Consider the following 23,144-nt stretch of genomic DNA (forward strand, 5'->3'; position numbering starts at 1 on the left):
GCTGTCTTCCGGCGCTGAAGTCCCTCAGTCCGGATAGCAGAAAGCCACTAAGAAACGCTTACGTTGTAGACGACACGCTATCCGTGGACGGCTGGTAAAGGCACAATTCCCGGTAGAGCTCTAGCATATCGGACGACATTACCGAAGCGGCGAATCGCGATTTGAATGTGTTCGGCTCAGGCATGACCCGCACCGCCCAGTCCTTCTCGCTGATCGAGCGCGCCATGATGGCGGCCAGTGACTGAACGTCGGCCGGTTCGGCGAGCGCGGCGCTGGCGGCCCCCAGTATTTCCGGGATGCCGCCGACACGGCTGGCAATGACCGGCTTTCTCGCCGCAAGCGCCTCGAGGACGATGTAGGGCATGGACTCGGCCCGCGAGGGAACGACGACGTTGCGCGCCAGCGTAAACGCCTCACGGGTCTTCATCGCCGGTTGCATCCTGATACGGCGGCTCAGACCTTGCTGCAGCATCAGTTCGCTATATTCCTGCTGCTGTGGGCCGTCGCCAATCATCAACGCCGAAAGCGGTCGCCCGACGAGGCGCTCGGTCCGCGCGAACGCCTCCACAAACAAATCGGGACCCTTCAGGTCCCGCATCATGCCAATATAGAGAAAATCGACAGCATCCGGCCGAGGGGCGATCACCTCGAACTCCCCGTCGTCGATCCCATTGTAGATCAGTTCGTGCCGTACACGTGGCGCACCGACCTTGGTGAAATAGGTCTGGCGCTCGAAGTCGCAGACAAAAACGAGCGCATCCGCGAGCCGCTCCTGAACCCGTTCCAGCGGGAAGACAAGCCGCCCGATCAGGGAGCGGCGGCGATAGTGGAGGCTCCCCCCGTGCGGGGAATAGAGGCGGGCTACGCGATACCTGTTGACCCGCAAGGCTGAACCGATGAGGCGGGCAATGGCGCCACCCTTGGCGCCGTGCCCATGCAACACATCCGGTCGCAAACTTCTGATTTCCTTGTAGCCGCGCCATAGCGCGGCAAGATCCGACGGCCCGACTGAGCGGTGAATCGGCATGCGAACGAGGCCGAGCGCCAGATAGGGCCGGATCTCGTCGAACAGTGAATCCTCGTGACTACCCCCGGTGGTGCTGTCGCAGAGAATGCCGACCTCATGGCCGGCGCGGGCGTGCGCCTCGGCAAGATCGCGCACATGGCGGAAAATTCCGCCGACGGGCGATCTGAAACAATGGATGATGCGCAGGGGACGCTGTTGCTGCATCGAGATCAGAACAGGCGTTCGCGGACGTAGATCGTATCGCCGGCGAGAACCGCGTCGGTGATCGGAACGCGGCCGGTGATGATGCGGCCGTTGATCTTGCGGGTAATGTCGGCGTTGGATTGGTTGGCGCGCGGCGAGAAACCGCCGGCGACGGCAATCGCATTCTGCACCGTCATCCCGGGCACGTAGGCATATTGTCCGGCCTGGCCGACTTCACCCATGATGAAGACCGAGCGGTAGCGATCGACCTCGATCGTCACGTCGGGGTCGCGCAGATAGCCCTGGCGCAACTTGGCAGCGATCATGCCTTCGAGCTCCGGCAGGGTCTTGCCGCGCGAGGCGACAGTGCCGATCAGCGGAAACGCGACGTAACCGGCCTGGTCGACCGTATAGGTGCCGCTGAGGCCGGCCTGTTCGAAGACGTTGATGCGCAGGCGATCGCCGCTGTCGAGGCGATAGGGCTGGATGGTGGCTTCGCTAAAAGCCTTCGGCGCCGGCTGGTAGCTTGTGCAACCGCTGAGCAACATCGACAGCACTGCCGCCGTGATCGCGAGACCTGTCTTGATAGCTGCGGTTGACATGCGGTTCATAGGCTCCGGAAACGACCCACCTTTTCAGACGTTATCGATCCGTTAGGGTTAATAGCCGGTAAACTCGCGGTAGAATTTTTGCGCCGTATCGCTGCAACGGGGAGGGGTTTATCACCCGGAGGTTGATCGTATTAACCCTTGCGTTACCATGTTCGTTTACCCTCCGGCAAAATTTGAGGGTTCGGAGCCAATAGCATGTCGGGAAGCGGCAGCGGTCAACAGGATGTGGATATCGACCTCGGCGGCCTGTTTCGCGCTGTCTGGGATCGGCGCGTCAAGGTGTTGCTCGCAACAGCCTGTGTGACAGCACTCGCCTTCGGTGCGGCAAAGATGATTGCGCCGGACTATCAGAGCGAAACCCGCGTGCTGATCGAATCGCGCGAGCCGGAGTTCAGCGGCCCCAATCAGTCTTCGCAGGCCGGCGCCGATCGTGTCTTCGACGAATCCGGGATCTTGAGCCAGGTGCAGGTGCTGCGTTCGGCGGACCTCATCAAGCAGGTCGCGCGCAATATGAAGCTCTATGAGCTGAAGGAGTTCGATCCATCGGCAGCACCCTCGGCGCTTTCGGATCTTCTCGTCATGCTCGGCCTCAAGAAGAACCCCTTGGAGATGCCGCCAGAGGAGAGGGTGCTCAAGGAATTCAACGACAAGCTCCAAGTCTATCAGGTCGAGAAGTCCCGCGTGATCGCGATCGCCTTCACCTCGAAGGACCGCCAGCTCGCGGCCGCCATTCCGAACGAAATGGCGAAGGTCTTCCTTACGTTGCAAAGCGGCGCCAAGCTCGACACCAATTCCGAGGCGACCCGCTGGCTGGAACCGGAGATCGCCAATCTGCGCGAGAAGGTGCGGGATGCGGAAGCGAAGGTTGCCGCCTACCGCTCTTCGTCCGATCTGTTGCCGACCGGCGAGACCGAGAATTTCGCGACGCGGCAATTGACCGATATTTCGACCGAGCTGACCCGGGTGCGCGGCGAGCGCGCCAATGCGGAGGCACGCGCTGCCGGCGTGCGCTCGGCCCTTGCAAGCGGCCGGGCGGCGGACACGATCACCGACGTCGTCGGATCACAGATGATCCAGCGGCTGAAGGAGACCGAAGCGAATCTGCAGGGGCAGGTTGCCGACCTTTCGACGACATTGCTGGATGGCCACCCACGCCTGAAGGCACTGAAATCGCAACTCGAAGGCATACGCGGACAGATTCGCAGCGAGACACGCAAGATCCTGGCGAGCCTGGAAAACGAGGCCAAGGTCGGCGAACTGCGCGAGCAGCAGCTCGTCCAGCAGCTGAACGCGCTGAAGGCTCAGTCCGCACAGGCCGGCGAGGAAGAGGTGGGGTTGCGTGCGCTGGAGCGCGAAGCGACCGCGCAACGGCAGTTGCTCGAAACCTATCTCGCACGTTACCGCGAGGCGACGTCGCGCACGGTGGAAAATGCGACACCCGCCGATGCACGTGTGATTTCAAGCGCGGTGGTTCCGACGAGCGCGAGCTTCCCGAAAGTGCTGCCGATCACGATCGTTGCCGCCCTCGCGACGTTCCTGTTGAGCTGCGTCGTGATCATGCTTGGCGAACTGTTCAGCGGCCGGGCGCTGCGTCCGGTTTCGGCAACGGGCGAGCGGCTTGCACCGGTTCGCCCGCGGCCGGCCTTGGCTGCAAGCGCCACCGATATCCCGATCATGGCAGCTGATAGGCAGCCTGAAGTGGCGCCTGTCACCGAGGATAATGATGCAGTCGAACTGCTGCCGGCGGCGCAAATTCCCGCTGCAGATACGGACACCGTGGAGGCTGCCGCCGAACCGGACTTCTCGATCGAGGCGGTGGCGGAACATCTTCGCGCCACCGGCGTGCGTGTTGCGATTTCGGTATCGCCGGGCGGAGACGAAGGATCGACCGCAACCGTGATGCTGGCGCGCCTGCTGGCTGAGGACGATATCAAGGTGGTGCTGATCGACCTGACCGGTTCGGCCTGCCCGACGCGCCTGATGGCGCGCTCGCCGCAGCTTCCCGGGATTACCAACCTGCTGGCGGGTGAGGTGCCCTTCACCGATACGATCCACGCCGACCGCTTCTCCGATGCACACGTCATTCCTCAGGGCGATGCGGATCCGCGGCAGGCGATGCGGGGCATCGAACGGCTGAAGATGATCATCGACGCCCTGACCAACGCCTACGATCTCGTTCTAGTCGAGTGCGGCCCGGCGGACGAAATGGCTGTCGAGAAGATTGCCGGCCGCGATGGCGCAGAGATCATCCTCTCGGCGCCGTCGGTCAGTGATGAGCGGATCGTCGAGGTTCTGACCGGTTTCGGTGCGGCCGGCTATCGCGACATCGTTCTCATGACCGGGCAGGCAGCCGATCCGGAGTATCCTGACCGGGATGCCGCCTAACCGACGACGGCGTGTCGAAAGCGAGAAGTCAACGCGGGCTGCTGCTGTTCGGCCTTCAGTCCCCGGTGCTTTGTGCACCGATTTTGCCTTGTCTGAACCGCCTCGCTCGCTGCAGGCGGGCGTAAACGGCCTTGTTCGACTTCGCCGCTGCCTTTGCGCGTACGACAAGGTGATGGCGCAGGGCGGCAAGGCGCCCCGGGAGGGTCACCGGTAATGTAATGTCACGCAACGGCGTCTCGATCGTGCACCAGGATCGCTTGTAGGGTTGGTCGCCGACACCGAAATCGAACAGGCGCACGCCTTGCGTCGAGAGGCGTTCGATCATCCGATAGAACAGCAATTCACCCGGACTTGCTTCGCCTGCCAGCGTCTCGTCGATCGAGCCGAATTGGCAGATGACATGGTCGCCCTTGAGCGAAATCCCGGCGACGGCAACGACCCGTCCCTCGTGCTCTCCCTTAAGCCGGATGGCGTTGAGCTGCATGAGCTGTGGGTTGCCGTCCTGATGGGAGGCAAGCGCATGGAAGAAGGCCTGTGTCTCGGCGTCCAGAAAGACGTCGGGAAGGCCGAGTGTTGCAAAGCGTGTCGCCTTCTGCCGGAAGAAGGTATCGAGCAGCGCCTGCGCTTCGCCGGTGGTGCGGGCGATCACATAGTCGTAGCCGCCCATCTCCGTCAGTCGTCGTTCGGAGATGCGCATCTTCTTGCGGCGGCGCTTGGCGTTGATCTGTGCCAGCGTGAGCTGAATGCTGCCGAGGAGGGGCAACTGGAATGACGAATTGGGGTTTGCGATGGCTGGAAGTGCGGCAAGGGGGCTGACGCCACCACGCCACTCGCTCGGTGTCCGGTCGAGCATGACGACATCGGCGAAGCCGCGGAGCGCCGTTCGAATATCCCGGGCCAAGGCGTGGGCCAGTGCCGGAGTCATGACTGCGGAGGCGCCGTCGACAAAAAGCCCCGTGTTGAGGTTGCTGTGTTCCGTTCCGATCAGGCGGGCTGTTCGAAACAGGCGCCCGTGCCTGAGTTCCAGCGGCAGAATGAGGAAAAGCGCGCCATCGAGCGCAACGCGCAGCAGCAAGAGATCGCTTCCGTGCGTCTCTGCCCAGGCACGGCACCAGTCATAGGCGTGATGCAGCGAGTTGCCGGCAAGACCGTCGAGCGAACGCCACTCGGCCTCAAGTGGCTCCATGGCGCGGTGGATCGAAATATCGAAGCGGCGCGTGACGTCGGACGGACCCACACGCATGGACACGCGCGGGCAACGGTCGCCAGAGCCTTCCATGGTCAGATCGGAGTTCGTCATCGAAGGTGCCATCCGGTCCCTGTTGCCGAGCGATTGAACTTCAAGGCAGCTACGATCCGTTTAATGCAGCAACTCTTATGAACGGCAGTGAAGAATAACCGGAGAACGCAGTTAGCAAAGCGTGAAGCGTTGCGGATATCTCACGGCGCGGCTTCAATCGATAAAGCCTGTGGCCAGTGCCCTTGCCCATTCCAGTCGGTTGCGGCTGGCCGCGAGCCGGGACATCGCCATCCAGTCGTAGGGAACACTGCGGAAGGTGACGCTCCACCCTGACGGCGTCTGCTCGACGACGGCGTAGCGTGCATCCGGCGAGCCCGCCTCGACCTTGTGCGGCACGGGCTGGTCGTCGTCATAACCGGGGCAGCCGACGCTGCCGGGGTTGACCACGAGGCGGCCGTCTGAAAGGCGGATGGCGCGCTGGATATGCGTGTGTCCGCAAAGGATGACCGGATAATTGATGCCGGCGGCTTCAGCCTCGATTGCCGAACGCGCCGCCATGTGGACGGTGCCGTCGGTCGTCAGAGCCTCTAGCCAGTAGGTCTCATCGTTCGTCGGCGTCGCATGGCACAAGAAAAACGTTTCCCTGTGGACGTGCGCGACGGGCAGGGTGGCCAGCCATTCGCGGTGCTCCGGCTGCAATTCATCGTAGGCGGAGCGATCCGATAACCCCAGGTCCCGGGGGTCGACTGTCAACAGATAGCGATCGTGATTGCCTCGGATCGAGGGGATCGCGCGCTTCATGAGGATGTCGGCAGTGCGCGCTGCATTGAGCGGGCCGCTCACGTGATCGCCGAGGTTGACGATGTCGGTGATACCGAGCGCATCGATGTCGGCGAGAACGGCCTCGAGCGCGAGATCGTTGCCATGGATATCGGCGATGACCGCAAGTCTCATTTTTGCGTCTCCTCAAATGGCCGCTGCGCTTTGGCTCAGCGATCGCGAGCCGGCTTTTCCATCCATTTGATAATCAGCATGGCTGGCAATATCCAGAGCAGGCCGGTGAAGAAGAAGTAGGCCAGATGCACCCACCAGGGTGCGGCGCCGAGCAGCAGCGAGGCAAAGGTGACGGCAGCCAGTGCGTAAACGACGACGAGGATGATGATCAGGATCGTGCCGATCAGCTTTCTGAGGCGTACGGGCATTTCACTTCTTTCAGATGGCTTGCATGGGCGCGGACCGACCGCGACGGCATGCCGCAAAGGTTTCGGTCTTGTTTTGCATGCCGCTCTGGTGCAAATCAACGGCTTTCCGAAAGGTGCGACCGTTGATCCGTCCGGTCGCGCCGCCGACAACCCTGCGATACCAGAGGCAAAATAATGGCCGGCGTCGAAATGGCGACAGAACAGATGCTTCGAAACGAGATCGGCAAGACCGAGCGCAACCGCCGGCAGATCCGCGGCTGGCTCGCCGTCGTTATTTTCACGCTCTTTGCGCTCGTGCTTGTCGGTGGTGCAACACGCCTCACGGAATCGGGGTTGTCGATCACTGAATGGAAGCCGATCCATGGTGTCATCCCGCCGCTTTCGGCCGCTGAGTGGGAGGAAGAGTTCCAGCTCTATCAGCGCATTCCGCAGTATCAGCAGATGAACAACGGCATGACGGTTGACGAGTTCAAGACGATCTTCTGGTGGGAATGGGCGCATCGCCTGCTGGCCCGCACCATCGGGATCATCTTCGCTCTGCCGCTCGCGTTCTTCTGGCTGACTGGCCGGGTCGAGCGCAAGCTCCGGATGCCGCTTCTCGGCATCCTCGGCCTTGGCGGCTTTCAGGGTTTCATCGGCTGGTGGATGGTTTCCTCCGGCCTCGTCGAGCGCACCGAGGTCAGCCAGTACCGGCTGGCGACGCACCTCGTCATTGCCTGTCTGATCTTCGCCTCTTGTATGTGGATCTTCCGGGGGCTCAGTCCGCATTCGAACGACGCAGCGCCCACGGATCGTTCGCGCAAGATGGCAATGATCATCGCCATCTTCAGCCTGTTCCAGATCTATCTCGGCGCGCTCGTCGCCGGCCTCGACGCCGGCTTCAGCTACAACACCTGGCCGCTGATGGATGGAGCGATCGTTCCGCAGGACCTGTTCCTGCAGCAGCCCTGGTGGATCAATCTGTTCGAGAATCCGAAGACGGTGCAGTTCGTTCACCGGATAGGCGCCTATGTGCTGTTTGCCTTCGCGCTGATGCACATGATTGCCTCTCTGAGGGCTGCTCCTGAGACGACCCATGCGCGGCGCTCTGTGCTTCTGTTTCTGCTCGTCTCAGCCCAGGCGGTCATCGGCATCACCACGCTGGTGCTGCAGGTGCCGATCGGCTGGGGCGTGCTACACCAGGGCGGTGCCCTTGTCGTGCTCGGTTTCGCCATCGCCCACTGGCGTGGTTTCTACGGCGAATATCCGCGGCCGACGGCGATCGAGCTGCGCGACTGACGCTTCAACATATGTGATAAAAAAAGACCCCGACGAGCGGCTCGCCGGGGTCTTTTGTTTTTCCAGGCTGCCGCCGATCAGGCCGACAGCATCAGGTCCATGTTCTGGACGGCCGCGCCCGAAGCGCCCTTGCCGAGATTGTCGAGCAGGGCGACGAGGTTCACGTGATTGCCGCCGGCGGTGCCGAAGACGAAGAGCTTCATCGTGTCCTTGCCGGCAAGCTCGGTCGCGTCGATGCGCGCGAGCTTCTCGCTTTCCGCAAGCGGCACGACCTCGACGATCGACTGCCCGGCATAGTGCTCGACCAGCGCCGAGTGGATCGTCTCCAGCGTTGCGCCGGCGGCAAGATCCTCAAGATAGAGCGGGACTTGGACGATCATGCCCTGCGCGAATTTGCCGACCGAGGGAGCGAAAATCGGCGCACGGTCGAGCAGGCCGTGCATCTTCATTTCGGGCACGTGCTTGTGCTTGAGCGGCAAGCCATAGAGGAAGTGCGGCGCGCTGATGTGGTCCGCATTGGTTTCGTCTTCCATCTGCGCGATCATCTGCTTGCCGCCGCCGGTGTAGCCGGAAACAGCGTTGACCGTGACCGGGTAGCCGTCGGGCACGATGCCGGCCTGGCGTAGCGGCCGGATCACGCCGATGGCGCCGGTCGGATAGCAGCCGGGATTGGCGACGTGGCGTGCATCGCGGATCTTCTCCGGCTGCGCCTTGTCCATTTCGGCAAAGCCATAGGCCCAGTCCGGGGCGATGCGGTGTGCCGTCGACGTGTCGATGATGCGCACCTTGTTGTTGCCGGAAACCATTGAAACCGCTTCGCGCGACGCATCGTCCGGCAGGCACAGAATGGCGATGTCGGCGTCGTTCAGGAGATCTTCGCGCATCGTGGCGTTGCGTCGTTCCGCTTCCGGGATGGAAAGCAGTTCGAGGTCGCTGCGGCCGGCCATGCGCGTGCGGATCTGCAGGCCCGTGGTGCCGTGTTCGCCATCGATGAAGATCTTCGGTTTCATGATTTTCCCGTTCTGTCAGTGATTTACGGATAGTTCCGGAATCATTCTGGCATAGAATTGAATCAATTTCTCAACAGGCCGGCGGACCGCCGCCAGCCCTGTCAGTTCCTATACAAGCAGCCGCCCCTGGTCGCAACGGCGATACGGTTCTTCAGCGCAGCGGTGCGCGTTCCGCAAGTTTCTCCGCATGCAGTCCCAGCATGAACATGGCGACAGTGGCGCCCGCGATTGCGGTGACTTCGGCATGGTCGTAGGCGGGTGCCACTTCGACGACATCGCTGCCGACAATCGTCAGGGCGCCGAGCTTGCGCAGCACCGAGAGGATCTTGGCGCTCGACGGGCCGCCGGCAACCGGCGTGCCGGTGCCGGGCGCGTAGGCCGGGTCGAGGCAATCGATGTCGAAGGTGAGATAGGCCTTGCGTTCGCCGACCTGCCGGATGATCGTTTCGGCAATCTCGCCAGCACTCATTTCCTCGACGTCATAGCCATAGAGAATGCGAATGCCGCAGTCTTCGGGTGCGTGGGTGCGGATGCCGATCTGGATGGAGGCGTCGGTATCGATCAGGCCCTCGCGTGCGGCACGTCCGACGAAGGAGCCATGATCGATCCGCCCCCGTTCGTCCGGCCAGGTATCCTGGTGTGCGTCGAACTGCACGAGGGCGAGGGGGCCGTGGATGGCCGCCTGCGCCTTCAGGATCGGATAGGTAATGAAGTGGTCGCCGCCGAGCGTCTGCAGATAAGCGCCGCTTCTGATGATTTTCACCGCTTCGCGCTCGATCGTCGCCGGCGTCTTCGAATGGTTGCCATAGTCGAGCAGGCAGTCGCCGTAGTCGATCGTCGCCATCGCGGCAAAGAGGTCGCGCTCGAAGGGGTACTGCGGATCGTTGTCGAAGATGGCGGAGGCGCGACGGATCGCCTGTGGCCCGAAGCGGGCGCCAGGACGGTTGGACGTGGCGGCATCGAAGGGAATGCCCCAGACGACGGCGTCGATACCCTTCAACTGCTTCGAATATTTGCGGCGCATGAAGGAGAGAATGCCGGCATGCGTCGGATCGGATGCCGCCGATGTGAGTGAGCGCGCCGTCAGCGCATGATCGATTGTCCTGTTGGCCATGTCCCGTCTCTGCTTCAGGGCGGGATGAAGAGAGCCGTGTGCTCGTATCCCGCTCTAACTTGTGGTGGCGAGACGTTGGACAATCGTCGCCGGCAAGGCAAGGCCCTGCCGGCCGATTCTTCCGCGATTACGAAGCCTTGGCTTCGTAGGTCGGGGCGAAGTCGCCAAGCGCCTTCGCTTCGGTGATGCGCGCGGCGATATCTTCCTCGATGATCGTTTCGAGCTGGGCGAAGCTGTCGATCACGTAATAGATAGGCTGCACGATATCGATGCGATACGGCGTGCGCAGCACGGTCATCAGGTCGAACGGCCGGAACTCGACACCTGGTGTCTCCATGGCGTTGCGCGTCTCGTTTGGCGAGGAGACGATGCCTGCGCCGTAGCAGCGGCGGCCCTTCGGCGTGTTGATCAGGCCGAACTCGACGGTGAACCAGAAGATCCGGAACAGATGCCAGGAGTAACCTTTGCCGAGCGAAACGGCCTTCTCGCCGAAGCGACGGACGAAGTGGGCGTAACTCTGGTTGGTGAGCAGCGGGCAGTGCCCGAAGACTTCGTGAAAGATGTCGGGCTCTTCGATGTAGTCGATATGCTCACGCCGGCGGATGAAGGTCGCCAGCGGAAACTTGCCCTGGGACAGAAGCTCGTAGAAACGGGACGGCGGAATGAGCGCCGGCACGCCTTCGACGCCGAAGCCGGTGGTTTCCGCAAGACGGCGGTTCACGTCCTTCAGCTGCGGCACATGATACGGCCCCAGGTCGAGCGTCTTTGCTCCTTCCAGATATTCGTCGCAGGCCTTGTCAGCGAGAAGCTTCATCTGCCGCTGATAGAGCTCGCCCCAGATCGCATCTTCTTCCGGGGTGTAAAGATATGTGCCGTCAGGCTCCGGTAGCTTGGCGGTGTATGTGCTTTCCTTGGTCATGACGTCTCCTCATGTCGTCAGAACAACTCTTTCTGTTGCAATTGTATCGCTGATGGAGCGAGTATTTGTTTCAGAGTTGTCAGGTCGTCGCCTGTTGGCGAGAGGAAATTTCGCTATGCCGCCCGATGTGAAGGAAAATTTCCAGCCGTTGCGCAAATTGTTGCGGCTGATTCAAGCCGATAGCGGTCAGTCGCTGTCGGAGCTGGCGGAAAAGGCGGGCATGTCGCAGAGCTCGGCTTGGCGGCGGCTGCAGGAACTGGAGACGGACGGGGTCATCCGTAAGCGTGTGGCGCTTCTCGACCCGGCAAAGCTGGATCTGAAACTCTGCATCATCGCTCACGTGACGCTGGAGGATCATCATGACGAGGCGATCGCAGCCTTCTCGGCGTTGGTGCGCGATCGGCCGGAGATTATGGAATGCTACGCTTTATCCGGCACCTTCGATTACATGCTGAAGATCCGGGCCACCGACGTCGAAAGCTACGATGCCTTCATGACGCGTTACCTGATGCGCAATCCGCACGTGCGCACGGTCGTGTCGAGCTTCGTGTTGCGTGAACTCAAGTCGACGACGGAACTGCCGATCTGAAGCGGTTCGGTTATGACGACTGCCAGGCCCTACGAGCGCTCGAACCCGTATTGCCGCTCGATCTTGCCGACGCGCACCTGGTAGTCCTCGTACCAGCGCTCGCGGCCGAGCCGCTGGGCGGTCAGATGCCGGACGTCACTTTTCCACGCCGCGATGCTCTCCTCGTCCGCCCAATAGGAATTGGTGATGCCGAAGCCATCAGCACCGCGCACGCTTTCGAGCCCGAGAAAACCTGGCTGTTCGCGCGCCAGCCTCTCCATCTCCGTGCCCATATTGTCGTAGCCGTGATCGCCGGCCGTCCGTCGCGAGGAGAATGTCACGATGTAGTAGGGCGGCTCTGGGGTCTTGGCGACGGGGGAACTTGCCATGCTGTGCCTCGGAGGATCGATGCTGCGGGATATGGTGGGGGCGATGATAACAAAAAAAGGCGGAGCAAAGCCCCGCCTTTCCAAGTGTCGCAGTTTGGAAGCGATTAACGCTTCGAGAACTGGAACGAACGACGTGCCTTCGCACGGCCGTACTTCTTACGCTCGACCACGCGGCTGTCGCGGGTGAGGAAGCCACCGCGCTTCAGAACGGAGCGCAGGCCCGGTTCGAAGTAGGTGAGGGCCTTGGAGATGCCGTGACGAACGGCACCGGCCTGGCCGGAGAGACCGCCACCGGCGACCGTCGCGTCGATGTCGAACTGGCCGTCACGGGCAGCTGCGACGATCGGCTGCTGCAGGATCATCTGCAGAACCGGACGAGCGAAGTAGTCGAGGTACGGCTTGCCGTTGATGGTGATCTTGCCCGAGCCGGGCTTGACCCATACGCGGGCAACAGCGTTCTTACGCTTGCCGGTCGCGTAGGAGCGACCCTGGGCGTCGACCTTCTTGACGTGAACCGGAGCAGCCGGTTCCGCGGTCGTGGCGATGTCCTTGAGAGCGGAAAGGTCGGCCATTATTAGGCGCTCCTTGTGTTCTTGCTGTTCAGCTTGGCGACGTCGAGGACGGCCGGCTGCTGTGCTTCATGCGGGTGGTTGGCGCCTGCGTAAACGCGCAGGTTCTTCATCTGGCGACGGCCGAGCGGACCACGCGGAACCATGCGCTCGACGGCCTTCTCGATGACGCGCTCCGGGAAGCGGCCCTCGATGATCTGGCGCGCGGTGCGCTCCTTGATGCCGCCGGGGTAACCGGTGTGCCAGTAGTACTTCTTGTCGGTGTACTTCTTGCCCGTCAGAACTGCCTTCTCGGCGTTGATGACGATGACGTTGTCGCCGTCGTCAACATGCGGGGTGAAGGTAGCTTTGTGCTTGCCGCGCAGGCGGTTTGCGATGAGGGAAGCGAGGCGACCAACAACGAGGCCTTCGGCGTCGATGATGATCCACTTCTTCTCCACCTCTGCAGGCTTCTGAACGAAGGTTGCCATATCTAAACTCTTTCTTTGGACCCGGGCGGCGAACCGCCGGGCGTTTCTTGTTGCTTGGTTTTGCCCGGTTTCCCGGACAAAAGAAGAAAGCGGCCCTTGAGGACCGCGATCTGCGGCAGCTTATACGCAAGTGCGAAACAAGCGTCAAGAACGTGAAATCTGCGCGATGGAAATAAATATAAGTAAAAACAATAAGTTACATGTATGGTATTTCGTTACCACATTTTAACGCGGCGGAATCGAATAGGTCGCCGTTGCATGGGCCACGAGATCGTCGTCACCGACCTTGACGATCGATGCGTCGAGAACGGCGAGCCGCTTGCCGAGTTTGAGGATCCGGCAGGTGCATTCGAGCGGTTCCGGTTCCGGCTTGCGCAGGAAGTTGATGTTGAGATTGGTGGTAACCGCAAGCGCGACCGGACCGATATGGGCGATCAGCGCGACATAGGCGGAAACGTCCGCAAGCGCGAAGAGGGTGGGGCCTGAGACGGTGCCGCCCGGACGGATGTGCCTTTCGTTCGGATCGAGCCGCATGGTGGCAAAGCCTGGCCCCACCGCCGTGACGTGAAAGACCTTGCCATCGGTGTGGACCTGCGGAAAATCCGTGTCGAGAAACCGGTTGAGTTCGTCGACGGTCATGTTCGGCTCGATGGTCATTCATAGCATCCTTCAACATATTCGCCTGCCACCTGAAACCGGCCGACGGCCGGACGCAAGGCGGAAAAAGGTCGTAGACGGAACGCGCCGCCTGGTTCTGCGCTCAGCTTGCACCGCGCGCGTGTCCGGCGTACCACCAAGCCCGAGTAGAAGTTTCAGGAGAAAGAGATGGCCGACGTGGTATCGTTCAAGAAGGAAGAGCAGAACGGCCTGCTGCTGCGCGAACGCTCCGGGCCGGTGTTGCGGCTGACCCTGAACAACCCGCCGGCCAATGTATTGTCTATCGCCATGATGGAGGCGCTGCACGCCGAGTTCGATGCGGTCGCCGCCTCCAAGGAAATCAGGGTTGTTGTGCTTTCCGCGTCGGGCAAGCTGTTTTCGGCGGGGCACGACCTCAAGGAAATGACCGCGCATCGCGAAGACGACGACCGGGGCCGGGCCTTCTTTGAACAAACGATCCGCCTTTGCGCAGACTTAATGCTGAAGATCACCCGGTTGCCGCAAGCCGTCATCGCTGAAATCGACGGGCTCGCAACGGCCGCCGGCTGCCAGTTTGTCGCAAGCTGCGACCTCGCGATCTGTACCGACAGCTCCACCTTCTGCACGCCGGGCGTCAACATCGGGCTCTTCTGCTCGACGCCGATGGTCGCGCTTACGCGTGCTGCGCACCGCAAGCAGGCAATGGAGATGTTGCTCACCGGTGAGACCATCGACGCCTCGACCGCCAAGGATTTCGGCCTCGTCAACCGCATCGTGCCGCAGCAGTACCTGCGCCAGGTGGTCGACAAATATGCGGCCGTGATCGCCTCGAAGTCGCCGCAGGCGCTGAAGATCGGCAAGGAAGCCTTTTACCGCCAGGCGGAGATGGACCTGCCGCAGGCCTATGACTACGCCGTCGGCGTCATGGTCGAGAATATGCTGGCCCGTGACGCCGAGGACGGCATTGGCGCGTTCCTCGGCAAGCGCATGCCGGAGTGGAAGGAAGACTGATCTGCGGCGTCGTCAGGCCAGCTTCAGCAGCAGCGCGCCGAGCGCGATGACGCAGGCGGCGGCGATGCGCCAGACACTGACCGGTTCCTTGAGGAACACGACCGAGATCACCACCGCAAACAGGATCGACGTTTCGCGAAGGGCGGCGACGGTTGCGACCGGCGCCTTGGTCATCGCCCAGAGCGCCAGGCCATAGGCGCCGATCGATCCGGCGCCGCCGATGAGGCCCCGCCACCAGTTCTTGTAGACGTGGCGGGCGACCGGCTTGACGCCGCGGCGGGCAAAGGCCCAGGCGAAGAGCAGCACCGGCGGCAACAGCGCCATCCACAGCGTGTAGGAAATCGCATTGCCCGATACGCGGGCGCCGATGCCGTCGACAAAGGTGTAGCTGGCGATGACGCAGGCGTTGAGGAGGGCGAGCACGATCGCGTGTTTGCCGCCCTTTCTGGACTCGAAGGCGAGCGTCAGCACGCCGACAGAGATTGTCAGAATGCCGAGCATCGTACCGAAGGTAAGCTGTTCGCCAATCAGCGCGCCACTGGTGGCCGCGACGATCAAGGGCGCAGTACCGCGCATCAGCGGATAGACGAGGCCGATATCGCCTGCGCGATAGGAGGCGGCGACAAGCTGGAAATAGGCGAACTGGAACAGGGCCGAAACCAGGATGTAGGGCCACGCTTCCGGCTTCGGCAAGGGCAGGAATGGCAGGAAGGGGATGGCCACGGCGGCGGCCCCGAGCGCGATCATTGCTGCGTCGAGCGATTTTTCCGAGCCTGCCTTGACCAGGGCATTCCAGGTCGCGTGCAACAACGCCCCGAACAGGACGAGCGCAATGACTTCAAGCGGCAAGATGGAACCTCGGAAACGATGTGGCGGGCCTTGTGAAGCTTGTCGCGCCGCTCGCACGCAAATGCAACCGTAAAGTCTTGTATTGCGTCAGGGTCTGAGGCGCATTGCTGCACGCAGTTGACTTGGAAGGGAGCGGCCCCATTATACGGCCGTTTAATTAGATGGATCAAAAGCCCCACATGAATCACGACGCCTATCCGGACTACTATCTCGCCGACATCCTGCGCGAGACCAAGACGATCGCTCTCGTCGGTGCCTCGCCGAATGCCGAGCGGCCGAGCCATCGGGTCATGGCGTTCCTGTTGCGCAAGGGCTATCGGGTGATTCCGATCAACCCCGGCCATGTCGGCAAGGCCATTCAGGGCCAGACCGTCGTCGGCCGGCTCGCCGACGTGAAGGAACCGATCGACATGGTCGATGTCTTCCGCGCCGCCCATGCCTTGCCGGCGCTCGTTGACGAGATCCTGGCGCTGGACACGCTGCCGAAGGTGATCTGGGGACAGCTTTCGGTGCGCCACGACGGCGCAGCGGCGAAGGCGGAAGCGGCCGGGATCAAGGTGGTCATGGATCGCTGTCCGGCAATCGAATATCCGCGCCTGATCGGCTGATCTCGGCCCGCAGAACGGCTGCGGCTTGCGCAACCGTCAGTTTCGTAAAATCCTCTTTGACCGCACACGTAGGCTCTGGAATAGTGCCGCCACCTCCGCGCTGGGCCACGGAGGTTCGATAGCGGATCACACGCAGATTCAAGGTGATAGAGCGTCCTCGGCGCGCCGGCTGGCGGCCGCGCTCTGGTCATGGGAGGGACGAAATGACGAAAGACAACCCTGGTTTCAACACGCTCGCAATTCATGCAGGGGCACAGCCCGATCCGACCACGGGCGCGCGGGCGACGCCGATCTACCAGACGACGAGCTTCGTCTTCAACGACACCGACCATGCCGCGGCACTCTTCGGCCTCCAGCAGTTCGGCAACATCTACACCCGCATCATGAACCCGACCCAGGCGGTGCTGGAGGAGCGCATCGCGGCGCTCGAAGGCGGCACGGCTGCGCTGGCCGTTGCCTCCGGCCATGCGGCTCAGCTGCTCGTCTTCCACACGATCATGAACCCGGGCGACAATTTCGTCGCAGCCAACCGGCTCTATGGCGGCTCGGTCAACCAGTTCGGCCACGCCTTCAAGTCCTTCGACTGGCAGGTGCGCTGGGCCGATCCTGCTGACCCCGCCTCGTTCGAGGCGAAGATCGACCGGCGCACCAAGGCGATCTTCATCGAGAGCCTCGCCAATCCCGGCGGCACCTTCGTGGATATCGCCGCCATCGCCGAGGTCGCCCGCAAGCACGACCTGCCGCTGATCGTCGACAACACTATGGCGACACCCTATTTGCTGCGGCCGCTGGAGCACGGTGCCGATATCGTTGTACATTCGCTGACGAAGTTCATCGGCGGCCATGGCAATTCAATGGGCGGCGTCATCGTCGACGGCGGTACCTTCGACTGGTCGAAGTCGGGCAAGTATCCGATGCTTTCGGAGCCGCGTCCGGAATATGCCGGTGTCGTGCTGCACCAAACCTTCGGCAACATCGCTTTCGCCATAGCCGCGCGTGTCCTGGGCCTGCGCGATTTCGGTCCGGCAATCTCGCCCTTCAATGCCTTCATGCTCGTGACCGGCGCCGAGACCCTGCCGCTGCGCATGCAGCGCCATTGCGACAACGCGCTTTCGGTCGCCAAGTGGCTGAAGACGAGCGACAAGATTTCGTGGGTCAACTATGCCGGGCTTGAGGACGATCCCAACCACGCGCTGCAGCAGCGCTATTCGCCGAAGGGTGCCGGCGCCGTCTTCACCTTCGGCCTCAAGGGAGGTTACGAGGCGGGCAAACGCTTCGTCGAGGGGCTGGAAATGTTCTCGCATCTGGCGAACATTGGCGACACACGCTCGCTCGTCATCCACCCGGCCTCGACCACCCATCGGCAACTGACGCCCGAGCAGCAGGTGGCGGCCGGCGCCGGCCCCGATGTCGTGCGTCTGTCGGTCGGCATCGAGGATGTCTCCGACATCATCGCCGACCTCGAGCAGGCGCTGGCAAAGCTCTGATCCGTCGGCCGGTCGCAACTTTCCGTGACCGGCTTCCAATGAACGTCGCGCTATGCAAGCATAGCTGCATGTTCGCTGTCGTCGCGCTCCGGCGCTTTCTCTGTGTGTTGGCGTTGCTCGGGGTCGTGCTTGGTCCCGTGAGCGTCGGCACGGCTGCGAGCGCCATGGCTCTTTCGTCCGACATGCAGATGGATGCGATGACAGGCATGGACGACATGTCCTGCTGTCCTGAGCGGCAACCTGCTCAGAAGAACGATTGCGGAAAGACGTGTCCCCTCGCGCTCGTCTGCTCTTCCATCATTCTGGCGCACGGCAGCAAGGCCAATAGCTGGCGCATCGATCTGTCGGCCCGCGTACTGTCGCATCCGATCCTCCAGGACAACCGTCTGCCGTCTGCCCTCGTCGAACCTCCGGCGCGACCTCCCAAAGTCTGATCTCACTCGTTGAATGAAACCGGGCGGCCGCTTTCCAGAGGGAGAGCGTCCTTCCGACCGTATTTATTTCATGGACACGGCCAGAGGCGCCGGTCCTGGGTGAGAATCAATATGACCACAAGCATTTTTTCTCCGAGGGCGATCCTCGGTTCGGTTGCCATCATTTTGGCTGCAACCACCACGTCTTTCGCCGCCGCAACGGACTACGAGTTCCAGCTCGTCCGGTCTGAAGTCCCACACGGTCCCGAGGCGACCGTCGCGGTGCGCCTGATCGACAAGAGGACCTCAAAACCCGTGTCTGATGCGGTCATCTTCAGCACGAGGATGGACATGGCACCGGAGGGCATGGAGGCGATGACCACTCCGGTCGAAGCCCTGCCGTCAGCGGAAGCCGGCATCTACTCGTTCAAGACCAACCTCAGCATGGAGGGCGGATGGCGCTTCAAGCTGGCGGCCAAGGTCCAGGGCGAGACCGAGACGGTTCAGGGCGAACTGGTTCTGCAGGCACAGCCGTGACCACGTCCAGATTTCTGCTCTTCGTCAGCTCCCTCGCAATCGCCGGCGGGGGAGGGTACGCGGCTGGCACGCGCGGCCTTGCCACCGACATCAACAAGGTCTTCCCCGAGCAGGCGCTCGGGGAAACCATGCCCCCTGCAGTCAAGCCGACTGGCAAGGTCATCTACTATCGTAGTCCAGACGGTTCGCCGGAATACTCGGCCACACCGAGAGAGACCGCAGACGGTCGCGCTTTCGTTGCCGTGCGCGAGAGCGAGGACATCTCCTTCGACACGGTGAAGAAGGCCGCTCCCCAAAAGGCGGAAGCCACGCCGACGGCGGGCGAGCGAAAAGTCCTCTATTACCGCAACCCCATGGGCCTGCCCGACACCTCCAAGGTGCCGAAGAAGGACTCCATGGGCATGGACTATCTTCCCGTATACGAGGGAGAGGAGGCGGACAGCTCCGTCGTGAAGGTCTCGCTCGGCAAGTTACAGCGGACGGGAGTGAAGACGGCGACGGCAGAGAACGCCGTCGTCAACCGTCAGGTGCGCGTGCCTGGAACGGTCACGTTCGACGAGCGCCTGGTGCGGATCGTCTCGATGCGGGCAAACGCCTTCATCGAGGGCGTCGCCGATGTGACGACCGGCGACCGGGTGCTGAAGGGCGACGAGCTTTTCCATTTCTTCTCGAAGGACATCGCCAAGGCCGGGGCCGAATACACCACGGAACTGCGCGGTGGTGGCAAGCCGGACCTCGACGTCGGGGGTGCGCTGCAACTGCGCAATCTCGGCGTGCCGGAAGAGACCGTCAAAGCGATTGCCCGGAGCCGGACGGTGCCCAGGAGCATCGCTTATCTCTCCCCAAGCGATGGCGTCGTCCTCGAACGGAGCGCGACAACGGGCATGATGGCCGAGGCCGGCGACGTCCTCTTCCGGATTGCCGACATGTCGAAGGTGTGGGTGATCGCCGACGTTCCCGAGTTCGATGCCGCGACCCTCCGGCAAGGCGCGCATGCGACGGTCCGGGTGCGGAACCTGCCCGGAAAGACCTTCGAGGGTGCCGTCGATCTGATTTATCCCGAGCTTCAGACGCAGACGCGCACGGCCAAGGTGAGGATAGAGCTCTCCAACGCCGAGGGCCTGCTGCTCGCGAACATGTACGCCGAAGTCGAGATCGCCTCGGGTGACACCGCCCCGGTCGTCGCGGTGCCCAACAGCGCCGTGATCGACACGGGCGACCGACAGGTGGTGTTCGTCGACAAGGGCGAAGGCCGCTTCGAACCGCGTGACGTCGAGCTCGGAGCGCGCGGCGATGACCGAACGGAAATCAGGAAAGGCATTGAAGCCGGAGAGAAGATCGTCGTCTCCGCCAACTTCCTGCTCGACGCCGAGAGCAATCTCAATGCGGCGCTAAGCGCCCTCACTGCGGACGAGGTGAAACCATGATCTCGAACGTCATCGCCTGGTCCGCCCGCAATCTGGTGCTGATCATCGTTGGGGCCGCCCTCTCAATCGCCGCGGGCGTGTACTCCCTGCGCTCGCTTCCGCTCGATGCCATTCCCGACCTCTCGGACGTGCAGGTCATCGTCTTCACCGACTATCCCGGCCAGGCACCGCAGGTGGTCGAGGATCAGGTCACCTATCCGCTGACGACGTCGATGCTGACGGTGCCGCGGTCGAAGGTTGTGCGCGGCTTCTCCTTCTTCGGCATCTCCTTCGTCTACGTCATCTTCGAGGACGGGACCGATCCCTATTGGGCGCGAAGCCGCGTGCTCGAATACCTCAACGCCGCCGCAAGCCGGCTTCCCGAAGGCGTCTCGCCGAGCCTCGGCCCGGACGCGACGGGTGTTGGCTGGGTCTACCAGTACGCCCTTGTCGCCAAGGAACTGTCGCTCGCAGAACTGCGCTCTTTGCAGGACTGGGTCGTGCGCTTCGCCGCCTCGAAGTCCGAGGGCGTGGCCGAAGTCGCGAGCGTCGGTGGTTTCGTCAAGCAATACTCCGTCGTCGTCGATCCGGCGCGCTTGCGCGCCCAGAACGTGACGCTGAAGCAGATTGCCGACGCAGTGCGCGCCAGCAACCGCGACGTCGGCGGCCGGACGGTCGAGATTTCCGAGTTCGAGTTCATGGTTCGCGGCCGCGGGTATCTGCAAGGCATCAAGGACATCGAGAACATCGTGCTGATGACCGAAGGCGGTGCGCCGCTGCGCCTCGGCGACGTGGCGCGGGTAGAGGCGGTTCCCGACGAGCGGCGCGGCATCACCGAGCTGAATGGCGAAGGCGAGGTCGCAAGCGGCATCGTCCTGCAGCGGGTCGGCGAAAATGCCCTCAACGTCATCGACAGCGCCAAGAAGAGCCTGGCGGCGATCAAGGAGAGCCTGCCGGCTGGCACCGAGGTCGTTCCCGTCTACGACCGTTCGGAGCTGATCAAGGCGGCGATCGAGACGCTCAAGGGCACGCTGGTCGAGGAGTCGATCATCGTCGCACTAGTGACGATCGCCTTCCTCCTGCATGTGAGGAGCGCGCTCGTCGCCATCATCATGCTGCCGATCGGTATCCTGATTTCCTTCGTCGCGATGCGGGCGCTCGGCATCGGGGCGAATATCATGAGCCTTGGCGGCATAGCGATTGCCATCGGTGCGATGATCGATGCGGCGATCGTCATGATCGAGAACGCCCACAAGCACCTGGAGCGCGCGCCGCCCGACAAACCCAGAGCCGAAGTCCTGATAGAAGCGGCAAGCGAGGTCGGCCCGGCACTGTTCTTCAGCCTACTGATCATCACCGTGTCCTTCCTGCCGATATTCACGCTGGAATCGCAGGAGGGGCGGTTGTTCGGACCGCTTGCCTTCACGAAGACCTTCGCCATGGCGGCAGCTGCGCTGTTATCGGTGACGCTCGTTCCGGCACTGATGGTCCTGTTCGTGCGCGGCCGGATCGTGCCGGAGCACAAGAACCCGCTCAACCGCTTTCTGATCTGGACCTACCGCCGGATCATTCACGGCGTGCTTCAGGCGAAGACGCTGACGATCCTGCTCGCGGTCGCCGCGCTTGCCGCCACGGTGTGGCCGGCGCGCCAGATCGGCAGCGAGTTCATGCCGACCCTCAACGAAGGCACGCTGATGTACATGCCGACGACCTTGCCCGGCCTGTCGGTGACCAAGGCGGCTGAGCTGATGCAGACCCAGGACCGCATCATCAAGTCCTTCCCGGAGGTGGAGACGGTCTTCGGCAAGGCGGGACGGGCGCTGACTGCCACCGATCCGGCCCCGACGGAGATGTTTGAGACGATCATCACCCTGAAGCCGAAGTCGCAATGGCGGCCAGACGTGACCATCGACAGCCTCAAGCGGGAGATGGACACCGCACTGCAGTTCCCCGGCGTCTCCAACGCCTGGACCATGCCGATCCGCGCCCGCATCGACATGTTGTCGACCGGCATCCGTACGCCCGTCGGCGTCAAGGTCTACGGGGGCGATCTCAAGGAGATGGAGCGGGTGGCGCGCGACATCGAGACGGTGCTGAAGGCGATCCCCGGCACATCGAGCGCCTATGCCGAGCGGGTCATCGGGGGGTACTATCTCGACATCGTGCCCGACCGCACAGCACTCGGTCGCTATGGTCTGAGCATAGGCGACGTCCAGGACGTGATCGGCATTGCGCTCGGGTCCGAGGTCGTCACCTCGACGGTCGAGGGCCGCGAACGCTACGGGGTCGCCGTCCGCTACCCGCGGGCCTTCAGGAGCGATCCGCAGTCGATCGCCCGTGATGTCCAGGTCGCGCTCCCCGGCGGCGGTACGGTGCCCCTTGGCGCAGTCGCGGACGTCAAGCTTGAACGCGGTGCGACAACGATCCGGACCGAAAACGGCCAGCTCGCGGTCTACATCCTCGTAGACATCGCCGACCGCGATCTTGGCAGCTATGTCTCCGAAGCTCAGGAAGCCGTCGCGAAGAGCGTGTCGCTTCCATCAGGCTATTCGGTCGCCTGGAGCGGGCAGTACGAGTATCTGGAACGGGCAAAAGCGCGCCTCGGGATCGTCGTGCCGCTGACCCTCGCGCTGATTTTCCTGCTGCTCTACCTGAACTTCAAAGCGCTGACCGAGACCCTCATCGTCATGCTGTCGCTGCCCTTCGCGTTGGTTGGCGGCATCTGGCTGATGTGGTGGCTAGGCTTCAACGCCTCGGTGGCGGTGGTCGTCGGCTTCATCGCCCTTGCTGGCGTGGCGGCAGAGACGGGTGTGATCATGCTGATCTATCTCGACCAGGCGCTTCGCGAACGCCGTGAGGAATGCGACCGCGAACAGCGCCCCTTCACGCGGGACGACCTGCATCACGCGATCATGGTCGGCGCAGTGGAACGGGTCCGGCCGAAGATGATGACGGTCGTGGCGATCATCGCCGGGCTGGTGCCGATCCTCTGGAGCACTGGGGCCGGATCGGAAATCATGCAGCGCATCGCCGTGCCGATGATCGGCGGCATGATCTCGTCGACGGTGCTGACACTGGCGGTCATCCCGGCAATCTACGGCCTGGTGAAGGGCTGGCGGCTGCCAGCCCTAGCCGACACCCGGTCGCCGACGAGAGCGGCCAGCGCCGGGCTTCTGACGCCGATAGACGTCAGGATCCAGCGGTAGACGAGTGAAGGTTCAAGGTCGGAATG

General features: G+C 62.6%; 23 protein-coding genes. 10 read left to right on the forward strand and 13 right to left on the reverse strand.

Annotation, left to right across the window (positions count from 1 at the left end; genetic code table 11):
• Positions 1–58 precede the first annotated feature (58 nt).
• On the reverse strand, positions 59–1,231 hold the full coding sequence (locus ACN9MO_RS05040) for a glycosyltransferase family 4 protein (protein WP_112995515.1): 1,173 nt from the start codon (positions 1,229–1,231) through the stop codon (positions 59–61).
• A gap of 5 nt (positions 1,232–1,236) precedes the next feature.
• Positions 1,237–1,812 carry a polysaccharide biosynthesis/export family protein gene (locus ACN9MO_RS05045; protein ID WP_057252881.1) on the reverse strand — a complete coding sequence of 192 codons (576 nt, stop codon included), beginning with the start codon at positions 1,810–1,812 and terminating at the stop codon, positions 1,237–1,239.
• A gap of 204 nt (positions 1,813–2,016) precedes the next feature.
• On the opposite strand from ACN9MO_RS05045, the gene ACN9MO_RS05050 reads away from it, so the two are divergent.
• The gene (locus ACN9MO_RS05050) at positions 2,017–4,206 is read left to right on the forward strand and encodes a GumC family protein (RefSeq protein WP_112995514.1); all 2,190 of its coding nucleotides are present in this window, start codon (positions 2,017–2,019) and stop codon (positions 4,204–4,206) included.
• Between the two features lie 55 nt (positions 4,207–4,261).
• On the opposite strand, the gene ACN9MO_RS05055 is transcribed toward ACN9MO_RS05050, so the two are convergent.
• The 3 genes from ACN9MO_RS05055 to ACN9MO_RS05065 all read right to left on the reverse strand — a co-directional run bounded on the left by ACN9MO_RS05055 (position 4,262) and on the right by ACN9MO_RS05065 (position 6,648).
• Positions 4,262–5,506, reverse strand: coding sequence for a GNAT family N-acetyltransferase (locus ACN9MO_RS05055; RefSeq protein WP_112995528.1), 1,245 nt, complete (start codon positions 5,504–5,506; stop codon positions 4,262–4,264).
• Between the two features lie 153 nt (positions 5,507–5,659).
• A complete protein-coding gene (locus tag ACN9MO_RS05060; RefSeq protein WP_058321518.1) occupies positions 5,660–6,400 on the reverse strand; it encodes a metallophosphoesterase family protein in 741 nt (246 codons plus the stop codon).
• A 35-nt stretch (positions 6,401–6,435) separates the two neighbouring features.
• Positions 6,436–6,648 carry a DUF2842 domain-containing protein gene (locus tag ACN9MO_RS05065; protein ID WP_057252395.1) on the reverse strand — a complete coding sequence of 71 codons (213 nt, stop codon included), beginning with the start codon at positions 6,646–6,648 and terminating at the stop codon, positions 6,436–6,438.
• A gap of 174 nt (positions 6,649–6,822) precedes the next feature.
• Between ACN9MO_RS05065 and ACN9MO_RS05070 the strand changes: the two genes are divergently transcribed.
• Complete coding sequence (locus ACN9MO_RS05070) at positions 6,823–7,926, forward strand: COX15/CtaA family protein (protein WP_058321517.1); 1,104 nt, start codon at positions 6,823–6,825, stop codon at positions 7,924–7,926.
• A 77-nt stretch (positions 7,927–8,003) separates the two neighbouring features.
• Here the strand turns inward: ACN9MO_RS05070 and argC are convergent, their stop codons facing one another.
• From argC to ACN9MO_RS05085, 3 genes are all read right to left on the reverse strand, one after another.
• The gene (gene argC, locus ACN9MO_RS05075) at positions 8,004–8,936 is read right to left on the reverse strand and encodes an N-acetyl-gamma-glutamyl-phosphate reductase (RefSeq protein ID WP_057252391.1); all 933 of its coding nucleotides are present in this window, start codon (positions 8,934–8,936) and stop codon (positions 8,004–8,006) included.
• 151 nt (positions 8,937–9,087) lie between these two features.
• Positions 9,088–10,050 carry an agmatinase gene (gene speB, locus ACN9MO_RS05080; protein WP_425986808.1) on the reverse strand — a complete coding sequence of 321 codons (963 nt, stop codon included), beginning with the start codon at positions 10,048–10,050 and terminating at the stop codon, positions 9,088–9,090.
• Positions 10,051–10,177: 127 nt separating this feature from the next.
• Positions 10,178–10,969 (reverse strand): phenylalanine 4-monooxygenase, encoded by a 792-nt coding sequence (locus ACN9MO_RS05085; protein WP_112995513.1) that lies wholly within the window; start codon positions 10,967–10,969, stop codon positions 10,178–10,180.
• A gap of 115 nt (positions 10,970–11,084) precedes the next feature.
• On the opposite strand from ACN9MO_RS05085, the gene ACN9MO_RS05090 reads away from it, so the two are divergent.
• Positions 11,085–11,558, forward strand: a complete 474-nt coding sequence (locus ACN9MO_RS05090; RefSeq protein WP_057252385.1) for an Lrp/AsnC family transcriptional regulator — start codon at positions 11,085–11,087, stop codon at positions 11,556–11,558.
• A gap of 29 nt (positions 11,559–11,587) precedes the next feature.
• Here ACN9MO_RS05090 and ACN9MO_RS05095 read toward each other — a convergent pair whose 3' ends face one another.
• From ACN9MO_RS05095 to ACN9MO_RS05110, 4 genes are all read right to left on the reverse strand, one after another.
• Complete coding sequence (locus tag ACN9MO_RS05095; protein ID WP_110878262.1) at positions 11,588–11,926, reverse strand: antibiotic biosynthesis monooxygenase family protein; 339 nt, start codon at positions 11,924–11,926, stop codon at positions 11,588–11,590.
• 104 nt (positions 11,927–12,030) lie between these two features.
• A complete protein-coding gene (rpsI, locus tag ACN9MO_RS05100) occupies positions 12,031–12,498 on the reverse strand; it encodes a 30S ribosomal protein S9 (RefSeq protein WP_057252381.1) in 468 nt (155 codons plus the stop codon).
• Between the two features lie 2 nt (positions 12,499–12,500).
• Positions 12,501–12,965: a 50S ribosomal protein L13 gene (gene rplM, locus ACN9MO_RS05105; protein ID WP_057252379.1), complete on the reverse strand. Its 465-nt coding sequence runs from the start codon at positions 12,963–12,965 to the stop codon at positions 12,501–12,503.
• Between the two features lie 225 nt (positions 12,966–13,190).
• Entirely contained in the window at positions 13,191–13,622 is a 432-nt protein-coding gene (locus tag ACN9MO_RS05110; RefSeq protein ID WP_057252377.1) for a PaaI family thioesterase, read from the reverse strand.
• Positions 13,623–13,790: 168 nt separating this feature from the next.
• Here ACN9MO_RS05110 and ACN9MO_RS05115 point away from each other — a divergent pair, with 168 nt between their 5' ends.
• On the forward strand, positions 13,791–14,612 hold the full coding sequence (locus ACN9MO_RS05115) for an enoyl-CoA hydratase (protein WP_112995511.1): 822 nt from the start codon (positions 13,791–13,793) through the stop codon (positions 14,610–14,612).
• Positions 14,613–14,624: 12 nt separating this feature from the next.
• Here ACN9MO_RS05115 and ACN9MO_RS05120 read toward each other — a convergent pair whose 3' ends face one another.
• Entirely contained in the window at positions 14,625–15,461 is an 837-nt protein-coding gene (locus tag ACN9MO_RS05120; protein WP_093232243.1) for a DMT family transporter, read from the reverse strand.
• A 179-nt stretch (positions 15,462–15,640) separates the two neighbouring features.
• Here ACN9MO_RS05120 and ACN9MO_RS05125 point away from each other — a divergent pair, with 179 nt between their 5' ends.
• The 6 genes from ACN9MO_RS05125 (at position 15,641) to ACN9MO_RS05150 (ending at position 23,118) form a co-directional block, all read left to right on the forward strand.
• Positions 15,641–16,069, forward strand: a complete 429-nt coding sequence (locus ACN9MO_RS05125; protein WP_093232341.1) for a CoA-binding protein — start codon at positions 15,641–15,643, stop codon at positions 16,067–16,069.
• 203 nt (positions 16,070–16,272) lie between these two features.
• Positions 16,273–17,556: an O-acetylhomoserine aminocarboxypropyltransferase gene (locus ACN9MO_RS05130; RefSeq protein ID WP_112995510.1), complete on the forward strand. Its 1,284-nt coding sequence runs from the start codon at positions 16,273–16,275 to the stop codon at positions 17,554–17,556.
• A 38-nt stretch (positions 17,557–17,594) separates the two neighbouring features.
• On the forward strand, positions 17,595–17,990 hold the full coding sequence (locus ACN9MO_RS05135) for a hypothetical protein (protein ID WP_112995509.1): 396 nt from the start codon (positions 17,595–17,597) through the stop codon (positions 17,988–17,990).
• Positions 17,991–18,101: 111 nt separating this feature from the next.
• The gene (locus ACN9MO_RS05140; protein WP_112995508.1) at positions 18,102–18,506 is read left to right on the forward strand and encodes a FixH family protein; all 405 of its coding nucleotides are present in this window, start codon (positions 18,102–18,104) and stop codon (positions 18,504–18,506) included.
• Positions 18,503–19,933: an efflux RND transporter periplasmic adaptor subunit gene (locus tag ACN9MO_RS05145; RefSeq protein WP_112995507.1), complete on the forward strand. Its 1,431-nt coding sequence runs from the start codon at positions 18,503–18,505 to the stop codon at positions 19,931–19,933. The genes ACN9MO_RS05140 and ACN9MO_RS05145 overlap by 4 nt, the downstream gene beginning before the upstream one ends.
• On the forward strand, positions 19,930–23,118 hold the full coding sequence (locus ACN9MO_RS05150) for an efflux RND transporter permease subunit (protein ID WP_113132757.1): 3,189 nt from the start codon (positions 19,930–19,932) through the stop codon (positions 23,116–23,118). Before ACN9MO_RS05145 ends, ACN9MO_RS05150 begins: the two co-directional genes overlap by 4 nt.
• Positions 23,119–23,144 lie beyond the last annotated feature (26 nt).

Source organism: Ensifer sp. R-19 (assembly GCF_049905105.1).
In the GTDB taxonomy this organism is placed as follows: domain Bacteria; phylum Pseudomonadota; class Alphaproteobacteria; order Rhizobiales; family Rhizobiaceae; genus Ensifer.

Excerpts from the sequence above, each read along its gene's own strand:
- ACN9MO_RS05040 (WP_112995515.1), bottom strand. The coding sequence starts at position 1,231 with ATGCAGCAACAGCGTCCCCTGCGCATCATCCATTGTTTCAGATCGCCC.
- ACN9MO_RS05045 (WP_057252881.1), bottom strand. The coding sequence starts at position 1,812 with ATGTCAACCGCAGCTATCAAGACAGGTCTCGCGATCACGGCGGCAGTG.
- ACN9MO_RS05050 (WP_112995514.1), top strand. The coding sequence starts at position 2,017 with ATGTCGGGAAGCGGCAGCGGTCAACAGGATGTGGATATCGACCTCGGC.
- ACN9MO_RS05055 (WP_112995528.1), bottom strand. The coding sequence starts at position 5,506 with ATGACGAACTCCGATCTGACCATGGAAGGCTCTGGCGACCGTTGCCCG.
- ACN9MO_RS05060 (WP_058321518.1), bottom strand. The coding sequence starts at position 6,400 with ATGAGACTTGCGGTCATCGCCGATATCCATGGCAACGATCTCGCGCTC.
- ACN9MO_RS05065 (WP_057252395.1), bottom strand. The coding sequence starts at position 6,648 with ATGCCCGTACGCCTCAGAAAGCTGATCGGCACGATCCTGATCATCATC.
- ACN9MO_RS05070 (WP_058321517.1), top strand. The coding sequence starts at position 6,823 with ATGGCCGGCGTCGAAATGGCGACAGAACAGATGCTTCGAAACGAGATC.
- argC (WP_057252391.1), bottom strand. The coding sequence starts at position 8,936 with ATGAAACCGAAGATCTTCATCGATGGCGAACACGGCACCACGGGCCTG.
- speB (WP_425986808.1), bottom strand. The coding sequence starts at position 10,050 with ATGGCCAACAGGACAATCGATCATGCGCTGACGGCGCGCTCACTCACA.
- ACN9MO_RS05085 (WP_112995513.1), bottom strand. The coding sequence starts at position 10,969 with ATGACCAAGGAAAGCACATACACCGCCAAGCTACCGGAGCCTGACGGC.
- ACN9MO_RS05090 (WP_057252385.1), top strand. The coding sequence starts at position 11,085 with ATGCCGCCCGATGTGAAGGAAAATTTCCAGCCGTTGCGCAAATTGTTG.
- ACN9MO_RS05095 (WP_110878262.1), bottom strand. The coding sequence starts at position 11,926 with ATGGCAAGTTCCCCCGTCGCCAAGACCCCAGAGCCGCCCTACTACATC.
- rpsI (WP_057252381.1), bottom strand. The coding sequence starts at position 12,498 with ATGGCCGACCTTTCCGCTCTCAAGGACATCGCCACGACCGCGGAACCG.
- rplM (WP_057252379.1), bottom strand. The coding sequence starts at position 12,965 with ATGGCAACCTTCGTTCAGAAGCCTGCAGAGGTGGAGAAGAAGTGGATC.
- ACN9MO_RS05110 (WP_057252377.1), bottom strand. The coding sequence starts at position 13,622 with ATGACCATCGAGCCGAACATGACCGTCGACGAACTCAACCGGTTTCTC.
- ACN9MO_RS05115 (WP_112995511.1), top strand. The coding sequence starts at position 13,791 with ATGGCCGACGTGGTATCGTTCAAGAAGGAAGAGCAGAACGGCCTGCTG.
- ACN9MO_RS05125 (WP_093232341.1), top strand. The coding sequence starts at position 15,641 with ATGAATCACGACGCCTATCCGGACTACTATCTCGCCGACATCCTGCGC.
- ACN9MO_RS05130 (WP_112995510.1), top strand. The coding sequence starts at position 16,273 with ATGACGAAAGACAACCCTGGTTTCAACACGCTCGCAATTCATGCAGGG.
- ACN9MO_RS05135 (WP_112995509.1), top strand. The coding sequence starts at position 17,595 with ATGAACGTCGCGCTATGCAAGCATAGCTGCATGTTCGCTGTCGTCGCG.
- ACN9MO_RS05140 (WP_112995508.1), top strand. The coding sequence starts at position 18,102 with ATGACCACAAGCATTTTTTCTCCGAGGGCGATCCTCGGTTCGGTTGCC.
- ACN9MO_RS05150 (WP_113132757.1), top strand. The coding sequence starts at position 19,930 with ATGATCTCGAACGTCATCGCCTGGTCCGCCCGCAATCTGGTGCTGATC.